Genomic DNA, 16,962 nt, shown 5'->3' on the forward strand with positions numbered 1-16,962 from the left:
ACGAACCCCATTTCCGATTTCGGGAATGGGGTTCTTCCTCATTCAGATCGATCGGATTTCAGCTGTAGAGGCTGACCTCTGGTATCTTGTCGTTCAGCACGAACTCGCCGACCTCCTTGGCCTTGTAGAAGACGGGATCGTGGAGCGTATGGGTGCGAACGTTTCGCCAGAAGCGATCAAAGCGGTACCTCTCGGCCGTAGAGCGCGCACCGGTCAGTTCGAAGATCCGCGACGTGATGTCCAGCGAGACATTCGTGGCGTTTACCTTGGCCGCATAGGCCTCCGCCGCTGCTTCGCCGCGTTCGCGAGCCGTCACGTGATGGCCCTTGGCGAGACCAGCTTGAACGGCTGCGGCGGCACTGTCGGCAAGGGCTGCGGATGCCTTCAACGAGGCCGTGAACTCGCCGACGCGCTCGAGGATATATGGATCCTCGGATGCGCGCTGGACGCCCGATGTTACCCACGGCCGCGTTGTCGTGCGGACGTAGTCGACTGCGGCCGCAAGCGCACCCTCAGCCGTGCCGAGGTAAAAATTCACGAAAACCAGCTGGATAAGCGGCGTATTAAAGGTCGAAAGTACCGGCGGTGCGGCGTCCGGCGCAGCAGGCGCACCAACAAAGTCTTCTTCGTAGACCGCGAAGTCGCGGAATTCGACGCTGCCGCTGTCCGATAGCCGCTGGCCGAAATTGTCCCAGTCGTCATTCGCGAAATAGCCCGGACGGTTCGTCGGAACGGCAAAGCCGACGACCTTGTCGTCAAGGCTCGCATTGGCATTGATGTAGTCGGAGACATGCGCGGCGGTCGAAAACGACTTGCGCCCGTTGAGTACATAGCCGTTGCCTCGCCGTGTCAGCACGAGGCCGGGATCACGCGGATTGACCGCAGCGCCCCAGTAGAGGTTCTTTGCAACTGTTTCGTTCCCGAGAGCTCGGGCGCGCGCTTCCTCCAGCGTCCAGTAGATATACTGGCTGTTGACGTAGTGATAACCGAGGAGCTGGCCTATGGAGCTCTCGCCCCGGGCGAGAATGCGCACGAGCCTCAGGCCATCGACCCAGTCAAGGCCACCGCCGCCGATCTCAGGCGGGTGCAATGCATTCAGCAGACCGGCATTTTTCAGCTTGACGATCTCGCCAAGCGGCGGACGACCTTCGCGGTCAAGGTCTGCGGCGCGTCCGGAAAGCCCCGCCGAGATTTCCACCGCGCGGGCAAAGAGGTCCTCTCGGGTTGTATTGCGGTTGGTTGCGAAGACGACGTTGTATTGGCTCATGGTTCGGGAACTCCGATTCATTGAAATGGGATCGGCGGAGGCCGCAAGGCCCCCGCCGAAGGATCGAGGCAGGCGGATCAGAAAAGCTTGTCCGGGATCCAGCTTGCGGTCGCCGCGTCGCTCGTGCTGAAGGCCGGGATCTTCTGCGCCAGTTCCTCGATCGTCTTCACGCCTGCCGCCCGCAGGCTTTCCTGGGTGAGGAGCGTTGGCTTGACGACGATCTGTGGGGGGACGACCTGACCGGCCACCTGGAGCGCGGCCGCACGCACGGACACTGCGCCGACAACGGCGGGGTTCGTTGCAACCGTCGCCACCCACGGGCTGCCTTCCTCGGTGATTTCCTGAATGTCGGCGGTCGAAACGTCGGCCGAATAGATCTTCAGCTTCCCGGCGATGCCGAGATCGTTTGCGGCAAGCTTCACGCCGCGGGCGAACTCGTCATAGGGCGCAAAGACGACGGTGGCGTCCGGATTGGCGTTCAGGGCCGCCTTCGCCTGGTCGGCTGTCGAGGTTGCCGTCGTGTCGTTGACGACGCCGAAGCGCGTCTTCTCCACGACGCCCGAGTTCTGTGATTTGAACTTGTCCCAGACCTCGTTGCGCCGATCGAGAGGCGCAAAGCCTGCAACATAGACATAGGCGGCATTGAAGCTCGCGCCGTTATCCTTCACCGCCTGATCGAGCGCAAGCTGGGCGAGCTCGTGGTCGCTCTGTTCCACCTGGGGGATCTTTGGATTGTTGAGGTTCACGTCGAACGCAACAACCTTGATGCCCGTGTCCAGCGCCTGCTGCGCCACATCGGCGAGCGATTCCGGCAGGCCGTGATCGATCACGAGGGCGGAGACGCCAAGATTGATCGCCTGCAGCACCTGCTCGCGCTGCTCGGCCGCATCCTGACGGCCGGGGAAGACCCGCAGGTCGATGTCGAGCGCTTTGGCCTGCGCTTCGGCGCCGGCCTGGTAGGCCTGGAAAAAGTCGCCGGCGGAGATATAGCTGATCAGCGCTATCTTGACGCCACCCTTGTCGAAGGGAGCGGGCGCGCCGGCAAGTCCCTCGGCGAGGGAGGCCTGGGCAAAAAGCAATGGGATGGCGGCGCTCAAAGCAAGCCGTGCAAGAGATTTCATCGTCGCGTTCCTCTGGTCATAGTAAGCGTCGTCTGACGGACGAAAAATCCCCGCGACGCATGAAATCATTAGATATAAACTCTATAATTTTAGTAGATTAAATGATCCGATTTTGCGGCCCTTGAGAGATTCTTTGTTCCGTTTGAAAGGTCTCGGCGGCAATGGCTTGCCTGGAAGTTGAGCAGCCATGCAAGCCAATATGTCGTCCTGAAAGCAGACCCCGGAACGCCGCCAGATGCCGCTTCTTCACGTTGAAAATCTCATCCGCAGCTTCGGCTCGACCCGCGCTCTTGCCGACGCACATCTGTCGATTAAACGCGGAGAAATCGTTGCCCTGATGGGCGCAAACGGTGCCGGAAAATCGACGCTGGTAAAGATTCTTTCGGGCGTGCTTGCGGCCGATGGCGGCACAATAAGCCTGGATGATCGCCCCTTCGCCCCAAGAACACCCTCCGAAGCGGCAAAGGCCGGCATCGCGACAGTGCATCAATCGACCGATATCGTCGGTGCGGCCGGCCTGACGGTGGCCGACGCCCTGCTCCTCCATCGCTTTGCCGAGCGCAACACGCCTTTCTTCGTCTCGCGCAGGAGCGTCCGTCGCGAGGCGAAGGCCATGCTCGACGCCATTGGTTTTTCGCTCTCGCTCGATCGGGATTTCGGCGATCTATCCGCCGCCGACCGCCAGCTGGTCGCGATCGCCCGCGCGCTGGCGAACAGAGCTGATCTCCTCATCCTCGACGAGCCGACGGCGAGCCTTTCAGGCGACGAAAGCCGTCGGCTCTTTAATATTTTGCTGCGCCTGCGCGCCGAGGGGCTTGCTATCCTTTACATATCGCACCGGACGGCGGACCTTGAGGCGATCGCCGATCGAGCCGTCGTCATGCGTGGGGGGCGCGTCGTCGGCAGCTTCAAACGGCCAATCGATTTCCCGAGCGCCATCGAAACGATGATCGGCCGCAGGCTGGATGCAGCACGACCGGATCCACGACTGGCGACGGGACCGGCAGTCTTCGAGATGCGAAACGCACAACTGGTGCCCGCGAGTGACCCTTTCGATCTGGTACTGCGTGAAGGCGAAGTCGTCGCCGTGACCGGAGTGCTCGGCGCAGGAAAGAGCCGGCTGCTTTCCGCTATCTTCGGCGTCGCGCGCCTCGCCGGCGGCGACATGTTGCTCGGCGGCCGACCTCACAGACCGAAATCTCCTGCCGACGCGATTGCCGCCGGTGTCGCCATGGCTGCGGAGGATCGCCATCGCTCCTCACTGATGCCGCCCGCCTGGCCGGGCAATTCGCTGGCCGCGACCATAAGCCTGCCGCATCTTGCGAAATGGTATCGCAACGGGTTCCTTTTCGGTGGCCGCGAAAGGCGTGAGGCGACCGACGCGATCGCCCGCCTCGGGATCAAGACCGCGGGGCCTCTTGCCTCCATCTGGACGCTCTCGGGCGGCAATCAGCAGAAAGCGGTGATTGCACGGTGGGAAGCGGAACCGAGCAGGCTGCTCCTCCTCGACGAACCGTTCCAGGGCGTCGATGTCGGTGCACGCCGCGATATCATCGAGGCGATCCGCGCCCGCACCGACCGCGCCACATTGATCGCCACGTCCGATCCGGAGGAGGCCCATGAGGTCGCCGACCGTATCCTCACGATCGATCGCCACACGCTGCTACCAGTTGCGGCCGATGCGGTCTCTTCAGCCATTCAGGGAACATATGCATGACCACGATCGACGACGGGGCTCTCGCGCAACAGCCTGCAACGCAGGAGACCGCGAGCAACGGCCGCCAGAAAGGAACCGCGAGTGCTATCCTCCGTTCCGGGGCCGTCTTCATCCTGCTCGGGCTGATGCTCGTTGGCTTTGCTATTGCCGAGCCGGCCTTCATCACTCTTAGCAATCTGATGAGCATCCTGCAGGCCGTGTCCGTCGTCGCCATTCTTGGTGCGGGCGTTACGGTGACACTCGCCGTCGGCGGTTTCGATCTGTCGATTGGCGCCGTCGCCGCCTCCAGCGTCATGGCCGCAAGCTATGCGATGATCGTCTGGCATCTTGATGCCTTTGCGACAGTGCCGCTGGTTCTGGCCCTCGGCGCCGCGATCGGGCTCATCAATGCTGTCCTGATCGTACGTCTGCGCGTGCCTGATCTGCTGGCGACGCTCGCCGTTATGTTCCTGCTTTCGGGCCTCCAGCTCATTCCAACGGCTGGGCGTTCTATTTCCGCGGGCTTCGTCCTGCCGGACGGCTCCAAGGCGACGGGCGCATATGATCCAGCCTTCCTCCTGATCGGTCGCTATAGCCTCCTCGGCACGCTCCCGGTCTCCGTCTTGCTGATGGTCGTCGTTGCCATCGTCCTTTTCGTCCTGACCGAGCGCACGCGTATCGGTCGGCTGCTGTTTGCAACGGGTGGCAACGAGGTCGCCACGCGGCTTGCCGGAGCATCCACGACGCGCTTGAAGACCCTTGCCTACGTCATATCCGGAGCGCTTGCCTCCCTCGGTGGCATCGTGATTGCAGCCCGGGTTGGCCGTGGCGACGTCTCGTCGGGCGGCTCCTTGCTTATGGATTCGGTTGCGGCCGCGCTGATCGGATTTGCCGTCCTCAATCTCCGCCGCCCGAACGTGCTCGGCACCGTCGTCGGCGCCGTCTTCGTCGGCGTACTCCTCAACGGTCTCACCATGCTGAATGCCCCCTACTACACGCAGGACTTCGTAAAGGGTGCCGTTTTAGTCGGGGCGCTCGCCCTCACCTACGGTCTTGGCCGCAACGTCGATCGCTGACACTCGACACCAGGCTTTCGAAATTTTCCTGGGAGGCGCCGCTTTTGGAATAACGTTCCTCCTTTGAGATATAAATCTATATAATTTGTGGACTACACGAAACGAGAGAGGTTATTTCATGAGTGAGGGACGTGAACCGGGCTTCGGGCGCCGGGAGATCTTGAAGCTCGCGGCGGTCGCCGGGGCGACATTTGCCGGAACAGGCATCTTCGCCGCCGGACAGGCAAGTGCCGCAGGCGACGGTCTTTCGCTGAAGGGCAAGCGCGTCGCGATCAGCGCCACGGGCACCGACCACTATTTCGACCTACAGGTCTATAACGCCCAGATCGAAGAAGTGAAGCGGCTGGGCGGCGAGCCGATCGCGGTCGATGCCGGCCGCAATGACGGCAAGCTGATCGCCCAGCTTCAGACGCTTGTCGCGCAGAAGCCGGACGCCCTCGTACAGATCCTCGGCACGCTCAGCGTCATCGATCCCTGGCTGAAGAAGGCGCGCGACGCAGGCATTCCCGTCCTGACCGTCGATGTCGGCTCGACCAACTCTATCAACAATACGACGTCCGACAACTGGGGCATCGGCAAGGACCTCGCCCTGCAGCTCGTCGCCGACATCGGAGGCGAAGGCAATATCGTCGTCTTTAACGGCTTTTATGGCGTGACGCCCTGCGCGATCCGCTACGACCAGCTCGTCAATGTCATCAAGTATTTCCCGAAGGTGAAAATCCTTCAGCCGGAGCTGCGCGACGTCATCCCCAACACGGTCCAGGACGCCTTCACGCAGATCACCGCGATCCTCAACAAGTATCCGGACAAGGGCTCGATCAAGGCCGTCTGGTCGGCCTGGGATATCCCGCAGCTCGGCGCCACCCAGGCGATCGCCGCAGCCGGCCGCAACGAGATCCGCACCTATGGCGTCGATGGCAGCCCGGAAGTTCTCCAGCTCGTTGCCGATCCGAACTCGCCTGCGGGTGCAGATGCCGCCCAGCAGCCGGCCGAGATCGGCCGTGTTGCGGTTCGCCGCGTCGCCAGGCTTCTCGCCGGCCAGAGCCTGCCGCGCGAAACTTATGTACCGGCACTGCTCGCAAACAAGGACAATGTTGGCGAGATCATCAAGAAGCTCGGTATCGGCTGATACCGGCTCCTGGCGATGCGGCAGCGGCCGCATCGCTCCCATTTCTCTTGTGAGCCTGCAACATGACCGCATCCGCCTTCGCGCAAACAACCGAGAATGACGAGTACATCATTCGCTTCGACCATGTCGTGAAGCATTTCGGCGGCGCGCAGGCGCTTACCGGCGCCGCGCTTGCCGTGCGCCGCGGCACCGTGCACGGGCTTGTCGGACAGAACGGGGCCGGAAAGTCAACGCTCATCAAGATTCTTGCCGGCCTGCACGCGCCGGACGAGGGACGCATCGAGATCGAAAGCAAGCCGTACGACCGGCTGACGCCGCATCTGTGCGAGGATCTCGGCATTCATTTCATCCATCAGGATCGGCTGCTAGTACCCACCTTCACGGTCGGAGAAGCCCTGTTTCTCGGGCGGGAGGCCCGCTTTGCAGGCACGCCGTTTCTCAATCGCCGCGCCATGCAACGGCGCGCGGAAAAAATTCTCGCCAATTATTTCAGCGTGGAGCTGCCGAAGGATGCCTTGATCGGCGAGCTTTCCACCGCCGAGCGCCAGATCGTCCAGATCACCCGCGCGCTTCTTCACCAGCCCAAAATACTGGTCTTCGATGAACCGACTGCGGCACTTGTCCGTCGCGAGGCCGAAATTCTCTTCCGCCTGATCCGCCGCCTTCGCAGCGAGGGCGTGACCATCATCTACATCTCTCATTATCTGAACGAGATCGAGGAACTCTGCGACCACGTGACGGTGTTGCGCAACGGCATCGACGTCGCCTCGCTGCCGATCAGCGAGACGTCTGCAAAGGCGATCGCCAGCCTGATGATCGAGCGCGACATCACCGAGATGTTCCCGAAACGCCAGGTAGAGCTCGGCGAGGACGTTCTTAAAGTCCAGGCCCTGTCGGCGCCGAACCGCTTTGACGACATCAGCTTTTCGCTGCGCCGTGGAGAGGTCCTCGGCATTACCGGACTGCTGGGTTCCGGGGCCAAGGAGCTTGTGCGCACGCTCTTCGGACTTGAGCAGGCGGCATCCGGTGTGATCGAGATCGAGGGCAAGACGGCGCACCCGCGCAATCCGGTACAGGCCGTCGATCGGCAGCTTGCGCTTGTGCCTGAGGACCGTCGCGGCCATGGCGTCGGCCTTGATCTCAGCCTTAGCGAAAACATCACGCTATCGAGCCTTGCCCGATATACGCGCTTCGGATTCCTGAAACGAAGACGTGAGCGCGCCGATACCGACGACCTCATCAAGCGCCTGCAGATCAAGACCGCCGGCCGCGACGCCTTGGTTCGCACGCTCTCCGGCGGCAACCAGCAGAAGGTGGCGATAGCCAAGTGGCTTAGCCGCCGATCGGAGATCTACCTCCTCGACGAGCCGACCGTTGGCGTCGACATCGGCTCCAAGGTCGAGATCTACTCTCTGATCGGCGAGCTGGCTGCTCGTGGCGCCGGCGTCATCGTGCTCTCGTCGGATCTGCCCGAGCTTGTAGGCATTACCGACCGCATTCTTGTGTTTTTCCGCGGCCACGTGATCCGCGAGCTCGTCTCCTCGAAGACCACAACGGATGAAGTGCTGGCGGCCTCGACCGGCGCTTCGGAAGGATTGCGCCATGTCGGCTGACGTCCAGTTTGCCTCCCTCCCCGCTGCTTCGACCGGGCATTTACCGCGGGCGAAGGGCAGGGTCGCAGCTTCGGCGCTCCGCTTCGGTTCGCTGCTCGCCTTCGCGTCGATCCTTGTCGTGTTCTCGCTCACCGCACCCTATTTCCTGACGATCGGCAATATCGGCAATGTCCTTGGCCAGTCGGCCATCGCAGGCGTCCTGGCGATCGGCCTGACGATCGTGCTCATCGCCGGCGGATCGAACGTCGTCACGGGCGGTATCGATCTGTCGCTTGCCGCCAATATGGGGTTGAGCGCTGCGACTTATGCGACGCTGATCCAGCTCGGATACGGCGATCTTACCGCAGCAGGCGGCGCGCTGCTCACAGGACTTTCAATTGGCGCAGTCAATGCGGCAGCGGTGGTCTTTGCCGGCATCGTGCCTCTCCTCGCAACGCTTGCCGTCATGAACGTTGTCGCCGGCCTTGAGCTGGTCCTTACCCAGAACACCGTCGTCCCCGCCTCGACTGATTTCCTGACGGCGATCTCGGCGTCCGACGGCTTCGGCGTTCCAATCCTTGCCTATGTCCTGATCGGGTTCACCGCGTTTGCAGCGGCGATTGTCCAATACACCCCGCTGGGGCTGAGGCTTTATGCCGCCGGCGAGTTCCCGGATGCAGCCCGTGCAGCAGGCCTGCCGCTCAAGCGGTTGCTTGCGGGAGCCTTCGTCGCTAGCGGTCTGTGCGGTGGCTTCGCAGGCATTATCTCCGTCTCCTATCTCAGTGGCAGCACCACCGGTTCGGGCGAGATGTTACTGCCGGTCGTCGTCACTGCACTGCTTGGCTCGGTCTTTTCGCGCCGCCTCGTGCCGACGATCACCGGAACACTGGTTTCCGCACTCTTCGTCGGCTTCCTCATCAACGGCTTCCAGCTTTTGAACCTGCCGAGCACGCTCGTCAGCGGCGTCCAGGGTCTCCTGATCCTGATCGTCGTCTCGGCCACGACGCTGGTGCGCAAACGGGAGATCTGACCATGTCCGCTTCGACATTTGCCGGGCAATACGCCGCAGGCTTGGCTCGATACGGCCTCATACTGGCCCTCGTCGTCGTCTTCTCGATCTTCTCAGCCGCCGCACCGACCTTCCTCACTTTGGGCAACCTGCAGAGCATTCTGGTCAACAATTTCACCCTGCTCGCGATCGTCTCGATCGCCATGACCCTGGCGGTATCGGCCGGCGGCATCGATCTTTCAGTCGGCACCGCGGTGGACTTCGCAAGCTTCGCCTTCGTTTCCCTCGTGCTTACGGGTGAGCCGATCACCGTTGCGCTTCTGGGCGGTCTTACGGCAGGTGCCGTCGTCGGCGCCTTCAACGCCATTTTGATCTCGGCGATCGGCGTGTCCCCGTTTCTGGCAACGCTCGGCACCTTGTTCATCGGGCGCAGCATCCAGCAGCTTCTGACGAACGGCGGCAATCCGGTCTACCTGCCGCCCGCGGGCGTGCCGGAGGCTTTCCGTTTTCTGGGGCACGGATTTATCGCGGGCGTACCGGTGCCACTCTTGATCGCCGCTCTCATCATTGCCGGCATCTCGGTGCTCCTTTCCCGGACGCGGTTTGGCCGTGTCGTGCTTTCGATCGGCATTCAGCCAAGCGTCGTACGCTATTCCGGGGTCGGCCTTCGCCCTCATGTTGCCGCGACCTTCATCCTCGCCGGGATCATCGCGGCGGTCGCGGGCATCATCCTGACGGCAACGGTCACGGTCTATATCCCCTCTTCCGGCAATGCCTTTCTGCTGAATGCGATTGGCGCCACCTTCATCGGCACGACATTCTCGCCGCTCGGGCGCCCGAATGTCGGCGGCACCGTCCTCGGCGTCCTGCTCCTCAGCATCGTTGCCAACGGTCTGCTTTTGTCCGGTCTGAATTTCTACTGGCAGCAGGTCGGCACCGGCACGCTCATATTCGCGGTGCTGGCCTTCAGCTTCATCAACCGGAAAGCGGCCGACGCCTGAGCGAGGCCCAATCGAAACCATGCAGGAACAATGACATGAGCCGAGAAATCAGGCTGAACGCCTTTGACATGAACTGCGTCGGACACCAGTCTCCGGGCCTCTGGCGCCATCCGCGCGACAAGTCATGGACCTACAAGGATCTCGATTACTGGGTGCATCTGGCAAAGACGCTGGAGCGCGGCAAGTTCGACGGGCTCTTCATAGCCGATGTGCTCGGGGTCTACGATGTGCTGAACGGCAATGTCGATGCGGCACTGCGCCATTCTGCCCAGGTGCCGGTCAACGATCCGCTGCAGCTTATCCCGACAATGTCCTATGAGACCGAACATCTAGGCTTTGGCCTCACGGCGTCGCTCTCCTTCGAGCATCCCTATACGTTCGCCCGGCGCATCTCAACACTCGACCATCTCACCAAGGGCCGGGTCGGCTGGAACATCGTCACGTCCTATCTCAACAGCGGTGCGCTCAACGTCGGCCAGCCCGCCCAGACGAACCACGACGAACGCTACGAGCTCGCCGAAGAATACCTTGAGGTCTGCTACAAGCTGTGGGAGGGGAGCTGGGAAGACGGTGCCGTGGTGCGTGATCGGGAAAAGGGCGTCTTCACCCACCCGGAGAAGGTCCACCCTATCCGTCACGCTGGCAAGCATTTCACCGTTCCCGGCATTCACCTCAGCGAGCCGTCGCCGCAGCGCACGCCCGTCCTCTACCAGGCCGGCGCCTCCAGCCGCGGCAAGGATTTCGCCGGCGCCCATGCCGAATGCATTTTCGTCGCAGCCCCGTCCAAGGCCGTACTCAAACGCTATGTCGCCAATGTGCGGCAAGCGGCCGAACGTGTCGGCCGCAATCCCCGGGAGATCCTTGCCTTCAATCTGCAGACCGTCGTGGTCGGCGAAACGGATGCCGAGGCACAGCGCAAGTTCAATGAATACCGCAAATATGCTTCGTTCGAGGGGGCGTTGACGCTGATCTCCGGCTGGACGGGCATCGACTTCGGCCAGTTTGACCCCGATGAGGTGCTGCGCCACCGCTATACAAATGCCGTGCAATCGGCCGTCGAAACCTTCACGACCATCGATCCCGGCAGGGAATGGACGGTTCGGGAGATGGCGGACTGGGTGGGCGTGGGCGGCTTCGGCCCCGTCTTTGTCGGCTCGCCCTCTACGGTCGCCGATCTGATGCAGGAATGGGTCGACGATACCGATGTCGACGGCTTCAATCTCGCCTATGCGATAACGCCGGAAAGCTTTGAGGACGCCGTCGACCTTCTCGTGCCGGAACTGCAGAGGCGCGGTGTCTACAAAACCGAATATCGCCAGGGCACCCTGCGCGAAAAGCTTGGTGGAAAAGGCCCGCGCCTCGCGGTCCCGCATCCCGGCGCAGCCTACCGCAATCTTGGATCTGAGCCGGCGCGGCTCGCGGTTTAGAGGTTGAGTCCCATACCGTGCGGGAAAGGCTCTGACGTAATTATCTTCGGTCCCGACACCCATCATCCGAACGAGTTTTTGCAAGCAAGATGGTGTAACGGGCAGAACCCAGCCAGCCAGGTTTGGAGGTGGTCGTCCCTCACAATGATGGTGTCGCGGAGTCAGGTTTTGGCCTGCTCCATAGCATCAGGGAGAGACGACCATGAGACAGTATGCCGGCATCGACGTATCATTGGAATACTCAAGTGTGTGCGTGTTGGATGCGGATGGCCGCATCGTGGGTGAAGGAAAGGTCCACAGTGAACCCGATGCGCTGATCGCCTGGTTTGGCGAGCACGGTGTGGCCATGGAACGAATTGGTCTTGAGGCCGGCCCCTTGTCGCAGTGGCTCTATACCGGGATGACGAAGGCGGGTCTGGCGGTCGAACTGATCGAGACACGGCACGTGCGTGCGGCCTTCAAGACGATGCCAGTGAAGACCGACAAGAAGGATGCGCGGGGTATCGCGCAGTTGATGCGGCTTGGCTGGTTCAGACCGGTTCACTGCAAATCTCTTCCGGCCCAGGAGGTACGCGCCCTGCTGACCGCCCGCAAGCTCATCCAGGGGAAGCTTCACGACATCGAGATGAGCATGCGGGGCATACTGCGCGGCTTCGGCCTCAAGGTAGGGCCGACGACGCGGCGCACCTATGTGGCACGCATCCGCGAGCTGACCGAAGGTCATCCGACCTTGGAGGCGATCGCCGCGTCGCTGTTGAAGGTGCGCGACGCACTTGCGGACGAATTTGCAGGGTTTGACCGAACGCTGCGTGCCATGGCCCGCCAGGACAATAACGCACGACGGCTGATGACGACGCCCGGCGTTGGCGTCCTGGTGGCGCTGACATTCGTATCGGCCGTTGATGCGCCTGAGCCGCCGACAGGGTCGTGACGAAAGTAGTGACACGCCAGAAGAACCACGCATACGTACAACGAAGCGGCCTGTCAGTGTCCATAATCCCGCTCACTGGCTGCCATCGTGCGATCGCGGATATGAGCCGCAGATTGAAATCTCCATAGCCTTCAACTGTGGCCCGCGGGTTCCTTCCTCGGGGACTTTCGTACGCCTGCCGGCGCCCGAAACTCTTCACGGTAGCGGACTGGCTAGCTCCCGGTGTCGTTCACTCAGTAGAAGACGTTCAAATCGAAGCGCGAAGTTTTCAGGTCCGGATTGTGGCACAAAGGTACCGGCTCAATCGCCATCTGTCGATGTAGGAACCCCAGCTCTTGCAAGGGATAGAACCCCGTTTTCCCCAAATAGCTGCTTTCAGTCCTCCAGAATGCCCGCGATCCTAACCAAATCTGCAACTGACGATGCGTGCATTTTCCGCATCATGTGGCCGCGGTGAAGCTTTACGGTGGCCTCGGCGAGCTGAACCTCAGCCGCAATCTGCTTGTTCAGTTTCCCGGCGACGACCAATGCCATGATTTGCCGCTCACGCTCGGTAAGCTTGGAATACCTCAAGCGCAACCCAGCCGTTTGGTTTGCCTCTTTGCGTCGAGCATCATCATCCGCCAAAGCGCGGTTTACCGCCTCCAGTAAGTCCTGTTCGCGCACGGGCTTTGTCAGGACATCAATAGCTCCGGCTTTCATTGCGCGGACCGCCATCGCGACATCGACATGGGCGCTGATCAGCACCACCGACCTCGGACGTCGGCTTTTCGCCAGAGCTTCTTGAAACTCCAGACCGCTCTGGCCTGGCAGACGAATATCCAGAACAATACAACCTGCCCGGTCGGGATCATCCGCAGAAAGGAACTCCGGCACCGAGCCATGGGTTTCAGTGGCAAGCCCTACGGATTCGAACAATCCCCTCAAAGCTTCGCGGACGCTTCCGTCGTCATCTATGATGATGACGGTCGGCGGGCCTCTTTTGCGATCATCGATCATAGTCGGCTGTGACCTCCGCCATGGGCAATGTAAACGTAAACACCGTACCGACCCGACTGTCTGCCGCCGAAGCCCAAATCCGGCCGCCATGGGCTTCAATAATGGAGCGGCATATGGAAAGTCCCATGCCGATACCGTCGGCCTTCGTGCTGTAAAATGCTTCGAACACTCGGTCCAACTCGTCGGGAGGAACACCGCGCCCCGAGTCCGAGACACTCACTCTCACGAATTGCTGCTCGTCCTCGGTGCATCTGATCCTGATACGTCTTTCGCTTGAAGCAGCGGCCATCGCTTCGGCGCTGTTCATGACCAAGTTTAGAACGACCTGTTGCAGCTGAGTTCGATCTCCAATGACCTCCAGAGACCATTTCGGAAGATCGAGATCGAGTTCGATCTCTCGGTGACGAAGTTCCCCTCTCAAAAGATCCAGCACATCACGCAAGGCGCACTTCAAGTCAGTTTGCTCCATCCGGGCTGGTGACTTCTGAGCCAGTGCTCTGATACTCGCGATGATGTCGCCGGCGCGATGACCATCGTTGACGATCCTCTCCGCCGCGAGCCGGGCCTGTTCGATATCGGTATGTCCCGGTTGCAGCCAGCGCAGACATGTGCCGGCATTCGTGACGATTGCCATCAGCGGCTGGTTGACTTCATGGGCAATCGAAACGGCAAGTTCACCTGTGGCCGTCATCCGGGTCACATGCGCGAGGTCACTCTGGCTTTGCCGCAAGGAATCTTCCGCCCGTTTACGATCCTCGATATCCACGACGACGCCGTACCATCTCACAACATTTCCATCTGAATCCAGAAGGGGGCTTTGTCGAAGGTTAAACCACCGATATTCGCCATCGGCGCGTCTGATACGGGCGTCTACCGGGCGGCTTTTTTTTGAGGCTACGATATCGTCCCAGGCCATACGCATCAGCTCGACATCATCAGGATGAAACATGCGATAAAAACCGAAGCCGACGATCTCTTCAAAAGGTAGACCGACATAATCGATCAAGTTTCGATTAAAATATTCAAGCCGGCCATCCGAGGTGCAGGACCAAGCCATGGCGGGTATCGTGTTGATGATAAGACTGAGCTTGTGTTCACTTTCCCTGAGCGCAGCTTCGCTTTCCCGAAGAGCATTCTCCGCACGTTGCAGGTCTTCGATATCGATGTTGACACCGAACCAACGAACGACGCCGTTGGCATCGACTAGCTTTCGCCCTGAGAAGTAAAACCAACGGTATTTGCCGTCTGCTCCGCGAATGCGTCCTTTCAAAACAGTGTGGTCGGAATGCTCAAGGTCTCTCTTCCAGATGTCCACCATACCGGGAATATCGTCTGGGTGATAAAGCTCCAGGAAGCCCCAGTCGAGAATTTGGTCAGCAGGACGGCCTGCATAGTCCAGCCAGCTTTTATTGACAAAATCGGCGCTGCCATCCGGTCGCGCTGACCATACGAGAACAGGCAGCGAATTGATGATAAGGCTAAGGTTCTGCTCGCTGGCCGCAAGTGCAGTCTTCGTTTCCTTCAATGCGTTTTCGGCCTGTTTGCGGTCTTCGATATCGAGGACCACACCATACCATCTCAAGACATTTCCTTCGGCATCGAGCCGCGGCTTCTGCCGAAGCGTGCACCAACGATATTGGCCGTCGGCGCGCCTGAGCCTGCCCACGACCTCTCTGGCATGCTTCGAGGCCATGATGTCATGCCATTCCGAAGCAAGATGTGACGTGTCGTCAGGATGAAATAGCTTATAGAATCCCACTCCGGAGATTTCCTCAAGCGGCGCCCCGATAAACTCGAGAAAGTGCTGGTTGGCAAAATCGAGCATGCCTTCCGACGTTGCGGACCACACCATGGCGGGGATCAGATCAATAATGGGATCGGTTTCCGGCTCTCGTTCCACCGCACTCTCCGTTCAGAGTTTGAGACGTTCCGGGGCCTAGAAGTTCCGACTCAATGTCAGGAAATAGAGAAGGGTGGCCGATCGTCCGCCGGAAATAGTTACGGGATTTCCACGCGTTGCGTAAGGACAAATCGATATACGAAGGTCTATGGTTGCAATGCCATCGTCTAGTTGCACGTGACCTAGATCGCAATTGAGAGCGATCAGAAACCCGCTTACTCCTACACATAGAGGCCCTTGATGAATGGCGACGTCGGCAGGTCCGTCGTCGCTTTCACATCGAACGTGCATTGAAATTCTACATCACTGCCATTTCCTGACCTGAGCAACAGCCTCCGGTGACGTTGGATCGCGACGGCGTTTGCTTGGCCTGAACGGCCCAAAGCAGCCCTCATTCGAAAGCCAATTTTCGTTTCATCTCGACTTATGGGGAGACTATCATGCGTAGTTTGATTATGTGCCTGATGTTGGCGACCGCCAGCATGACCGCGGCAACAATGGTAAGCGCGCTTCCTGCGCACGCCGCGACGGACGTTCGCGAAACTCCGGTTCCCATCCACTACCGAACTGCGAAGATCGAGGGCCTCGATATCTTCTACCGGGAAGCCGGTCCGGCCGACGCTCCAGTCGTGCTGCTGCTCCATGGTTTTCCGACGTCCTCCCACATGTTCCGGAATCTGATCCCGCTCCTTGCAGACCGATACCACGTCATCGCGCCGGACTATCCGGGTTATGGCCAAAGTGCATCTCCCGATCGTAGCAAATTTGCCTATACGTTTGGCGGGGTAGCCAATATCGTAGAACGGTTGCTGGATCATTTGGCGGTCAAAAGCTACACGATGTACGTCATGGATTATGGTGCACCGGTGGGATACCGCCTGGCGCTGAAACATCCGGAACGGGTCAGTGCGCTGATCATCCAGAACGGCAACGCCTATGATGAAGGGCTGAAGGAATTTTGGGATCCCATCAAGACCTATTGGTCCGATGGGTCAGAGAAGAGCCGTGAGGCGCTCTCCGGTCTCGTCACGCTCGAAACGACCAAGTTCCAGTATACCGATGGCATGGAAGACGTGTCGCGCATCAGCCCTGACAACTGGGTTCACGACCAAGCTCTTCTGGACCGACCAGGCAACAAGGATATCCAGCTCGATATGTTGTACGATTATCGCACCAACGCGCCGCTTTACCCTGCGTTCCAAAGTTTCTTTCGTGAGCGCAAACCGCCCACGCTCATCGTCTGGGGCAAGAACGATTATATCTTTCCTGAGGCCGGCGCTCATCCTTATCTCAAGGATCTTCCGGATGCCGAAATTCATATCCTGAACTCAGGTCACTTCCTGCTCGAAGAAAAGCTGGACGTCGCTGCTCCGTTAATCAACGACTTCCTGGATCGCAACGTCGCAAAGAAGTGACCATCAGCCATGCTCACGGGCGGTGCGACCAAGGTTCCGCCAACCGAGGTCGCACTGCTGAACAGCGGTTACTAAATTCCAGCAGACCGTCCGAGAACTCTTCGAATGATGGAAAGTAGTTGATTTTCGGCGTGGACGGCGGCGTTTTGTCCAATTTCCAGCTTTTCCGTTTTCGGGTGCGATGGTGGCGTTCATGGGCATAGTGGCGTTTATTTTGGGTTGAGAACAACGCAAAATGGGGCGTTTTATGTCCGCAACGCGGCGATCAGGCCCGGCACACCGATGATGGAGATGGCCCTCTTGATGTTGTAGGCGAGCGCCGTCAGGCTGAACTCCCCGCGGACGTTTTCCAGCCGCCGCATCAGGAACGCGCCCTGGTTCATCCATTGCTTGATCGTG

At 60.1% G+C, this 16,962-nt stretch carries 12 protein-coding genes and 2 pseudogenes; 9 read left to right on the forward strand and 5 right to left on the reverse strand.

The features are described 5' to 3' along the window. Positions 1-58: 58 nt before the first annotated feature. Positions 59-1,267, reverse strand: coding sequence for an acyl-CoA dehydrogenase family protein (locus BSG20_RS29930; protein ID WP_072381258.1), 1,209 nt, complete (start codon positions 1,265-1,267; stop codon positions 59-61). Between the two features lie 77 nt (positions 1,268-1,344). Then, positions 1,345-2,388 (reverse strand): substrate-binding domain-containing protein, encoded by a 1,044-nt coding sequence (locus BSG20_RS29935; protein WP_072381255.1) that lies wholly within the window; start codon positions 2,386-2,388, stop codon positions 1,345-1,347. Between the two features lie 235 nt (positions 2,389-2,623). Between BSG20_RS29935 and BSG20_RS29940 the strand changes: the two genes are divergently transcribed. The 8 genes and pseudogenes from BSG20_RS29940 to BSG20_RS29975 form a co-directional block, all read left to right on the forward strand. Then, positions 2,624-4,105 carry a sugar ABC transporter ATP-binding protein gene (locus BSG20_RS29940; RefSeq protein ID WP_072381253.1) on the forward strand — a complete coding sequence of 494 codons (1,482 nt, stop codon included), beginning with the start codon at positions 2,624-2,626 and terminating at the stop codon, positions 4,103-4,105. Then, entirely contained in the window at positions 4,102-5,160 is a 1,059-nt protein-coding gene (locus BSG20_RS29945) for an ABC transporter permease (RefSeq protein WP_072381251.1), read from the forward strand. The genes BSG20_RS29940 and BSG20_RS29945 overlap by 4 nt, the downstream gene beginning before the upstream one ends. A gap of 118 nt (positions 5,161-5,278) precedes the next feature. Then, complete coding sequence (locus tag BSG20_RS29950) at positions 5,279-6,289, forward strand: substrate-binding domain-containing protein (protein WP_072381248.1); 1,011 nt, start codon at positions 5,279-5,281, stop codon at positions 6,287-6,289. A gap of 62 nt (positions 6,290-6,351) precedes the next feature. Further along, a complete protein-coding gene (locus tag BSG20_RS29955; RefSeq protein ID WP_072381246.1) occupies positions 6,352-7,902 on the forward strand; it encodes a sugar ABC transporter ATP-binding protein in 1,551 nt (516 codons plus the stop codon). Continuing rightward, positions 7,892-8,911, forward strand: a complete 1,020-nt coding sequence (locus tag BSG20_RS29960; RefSeq protein WP_072381244.1) for an ABC transporter permease — start codon at positions 7,892-7,894, stop codon at positions 8,909-8,911. Before BSG20_RS29955 ends, BSG20_RS29960 begins: the two co-directional genes overlap by 11 nt. A 2-nt stretch (positions 8,912-8,913) precedes the next feature. Next, complete coding sequence (locus BSG20_RS29965; protein ID WP_072381242.1) at positions 8,914-9,891, forward strand: ABC transporter permease; 978 nt, start codon at positions 8,914-8,916, stop codon at positions 9,889-9,891. Between the two features lie 35 nt (positions 9,892-9,926). Next, complete coding sequence (locus BSG20_RS29970; RefSeq protein ID WP_072381240.1) at positions 9,927-11,318, forward strand: LLM class flavin-dependent oxidoreductase; 1,392 nt, start codon at positions 9,927-9,929, stop codon at positions 11,316-11,318. Between the two features lie 202 nt (positions 11,319-11,520). Next, positions 11,521-12,231, forward strand: a pseudogene (locus BSG20_RS29975) (IS110 family RNA-guided transposase); the annotation flags it as partial. A gap of 393 nt (positions 12,232-12,624) precedes the next feature. Here the strand turns inward: BSG20_RS29975 and BSG20_RS29980 are convergent. Together BSG20_RS29980 and BSG20_RS29985 are read right to left on the reverse strand one after the other, a co-directional pair. Beyond that, positions 12,625-13,248: a response regulator transcription factor gene (locus tag BSG20_RS29980; protein WP_072381236.1), complete on the reverse strand. Its 624-nt coding sequence runs from the start codon at positions 13,246-13,248 to the stop codon at positions 12,625-12,627. Beyond that, positions 13,238-15,148 (reverse strand): PAS domain-containing sensor histidine kinase, encoded by a 1,911-nt coding sequence (locus BSG20_RS29985; RefSeq protein WP_072381234.1) that lies wholly within the window; start codon positions 15,146-15,148, stop codon positions 13,238-13,240. The genes BSG20_RS29980 and BSG20_RS29985 overlap by 11 nt, the downstream gene beginning before the upstream one ends. A 440-nt stretch (positions 15,149-15,588) precedes the next feature. Here BSG20_RS29985 and BSG20_RS29990 point away from each other — a divergent pair, with 440 nt between their 5' ends. Continuing rightward, entirely contained in the window at positions 15,589-16,563 is a 975-nt protein-coding gene (locus tag BSG20_RS29990; RefSeq protein WP_072381232.1) for an alpha/beta fold hydrolase, read from the forward strand. A gap of 245 nt (positions 16,564-16,808) precedes the next feature. On the opposite strand, the pseudogene BSG20_RS39005 reads toward BSG20_RS29990, so the two are convergent. Then, positions 16,809-16,962: pseudogene (locus tag BSG20_RS39005) on the reverse strand (IS1182 family transposase); the annotation flags it as partial.

Origin of the sequence: Rhizobium tibeticum (assembly GCF_900110205.1) — a bacterium.
In the GTDB taxonomy this organism is placed as follows: Bacteria; Pseudomonadota; Alphaproteobacteria; order Rhizobiales; family Rhizobiaceae; genus Rhizobium; species Rhizobium tibeticum.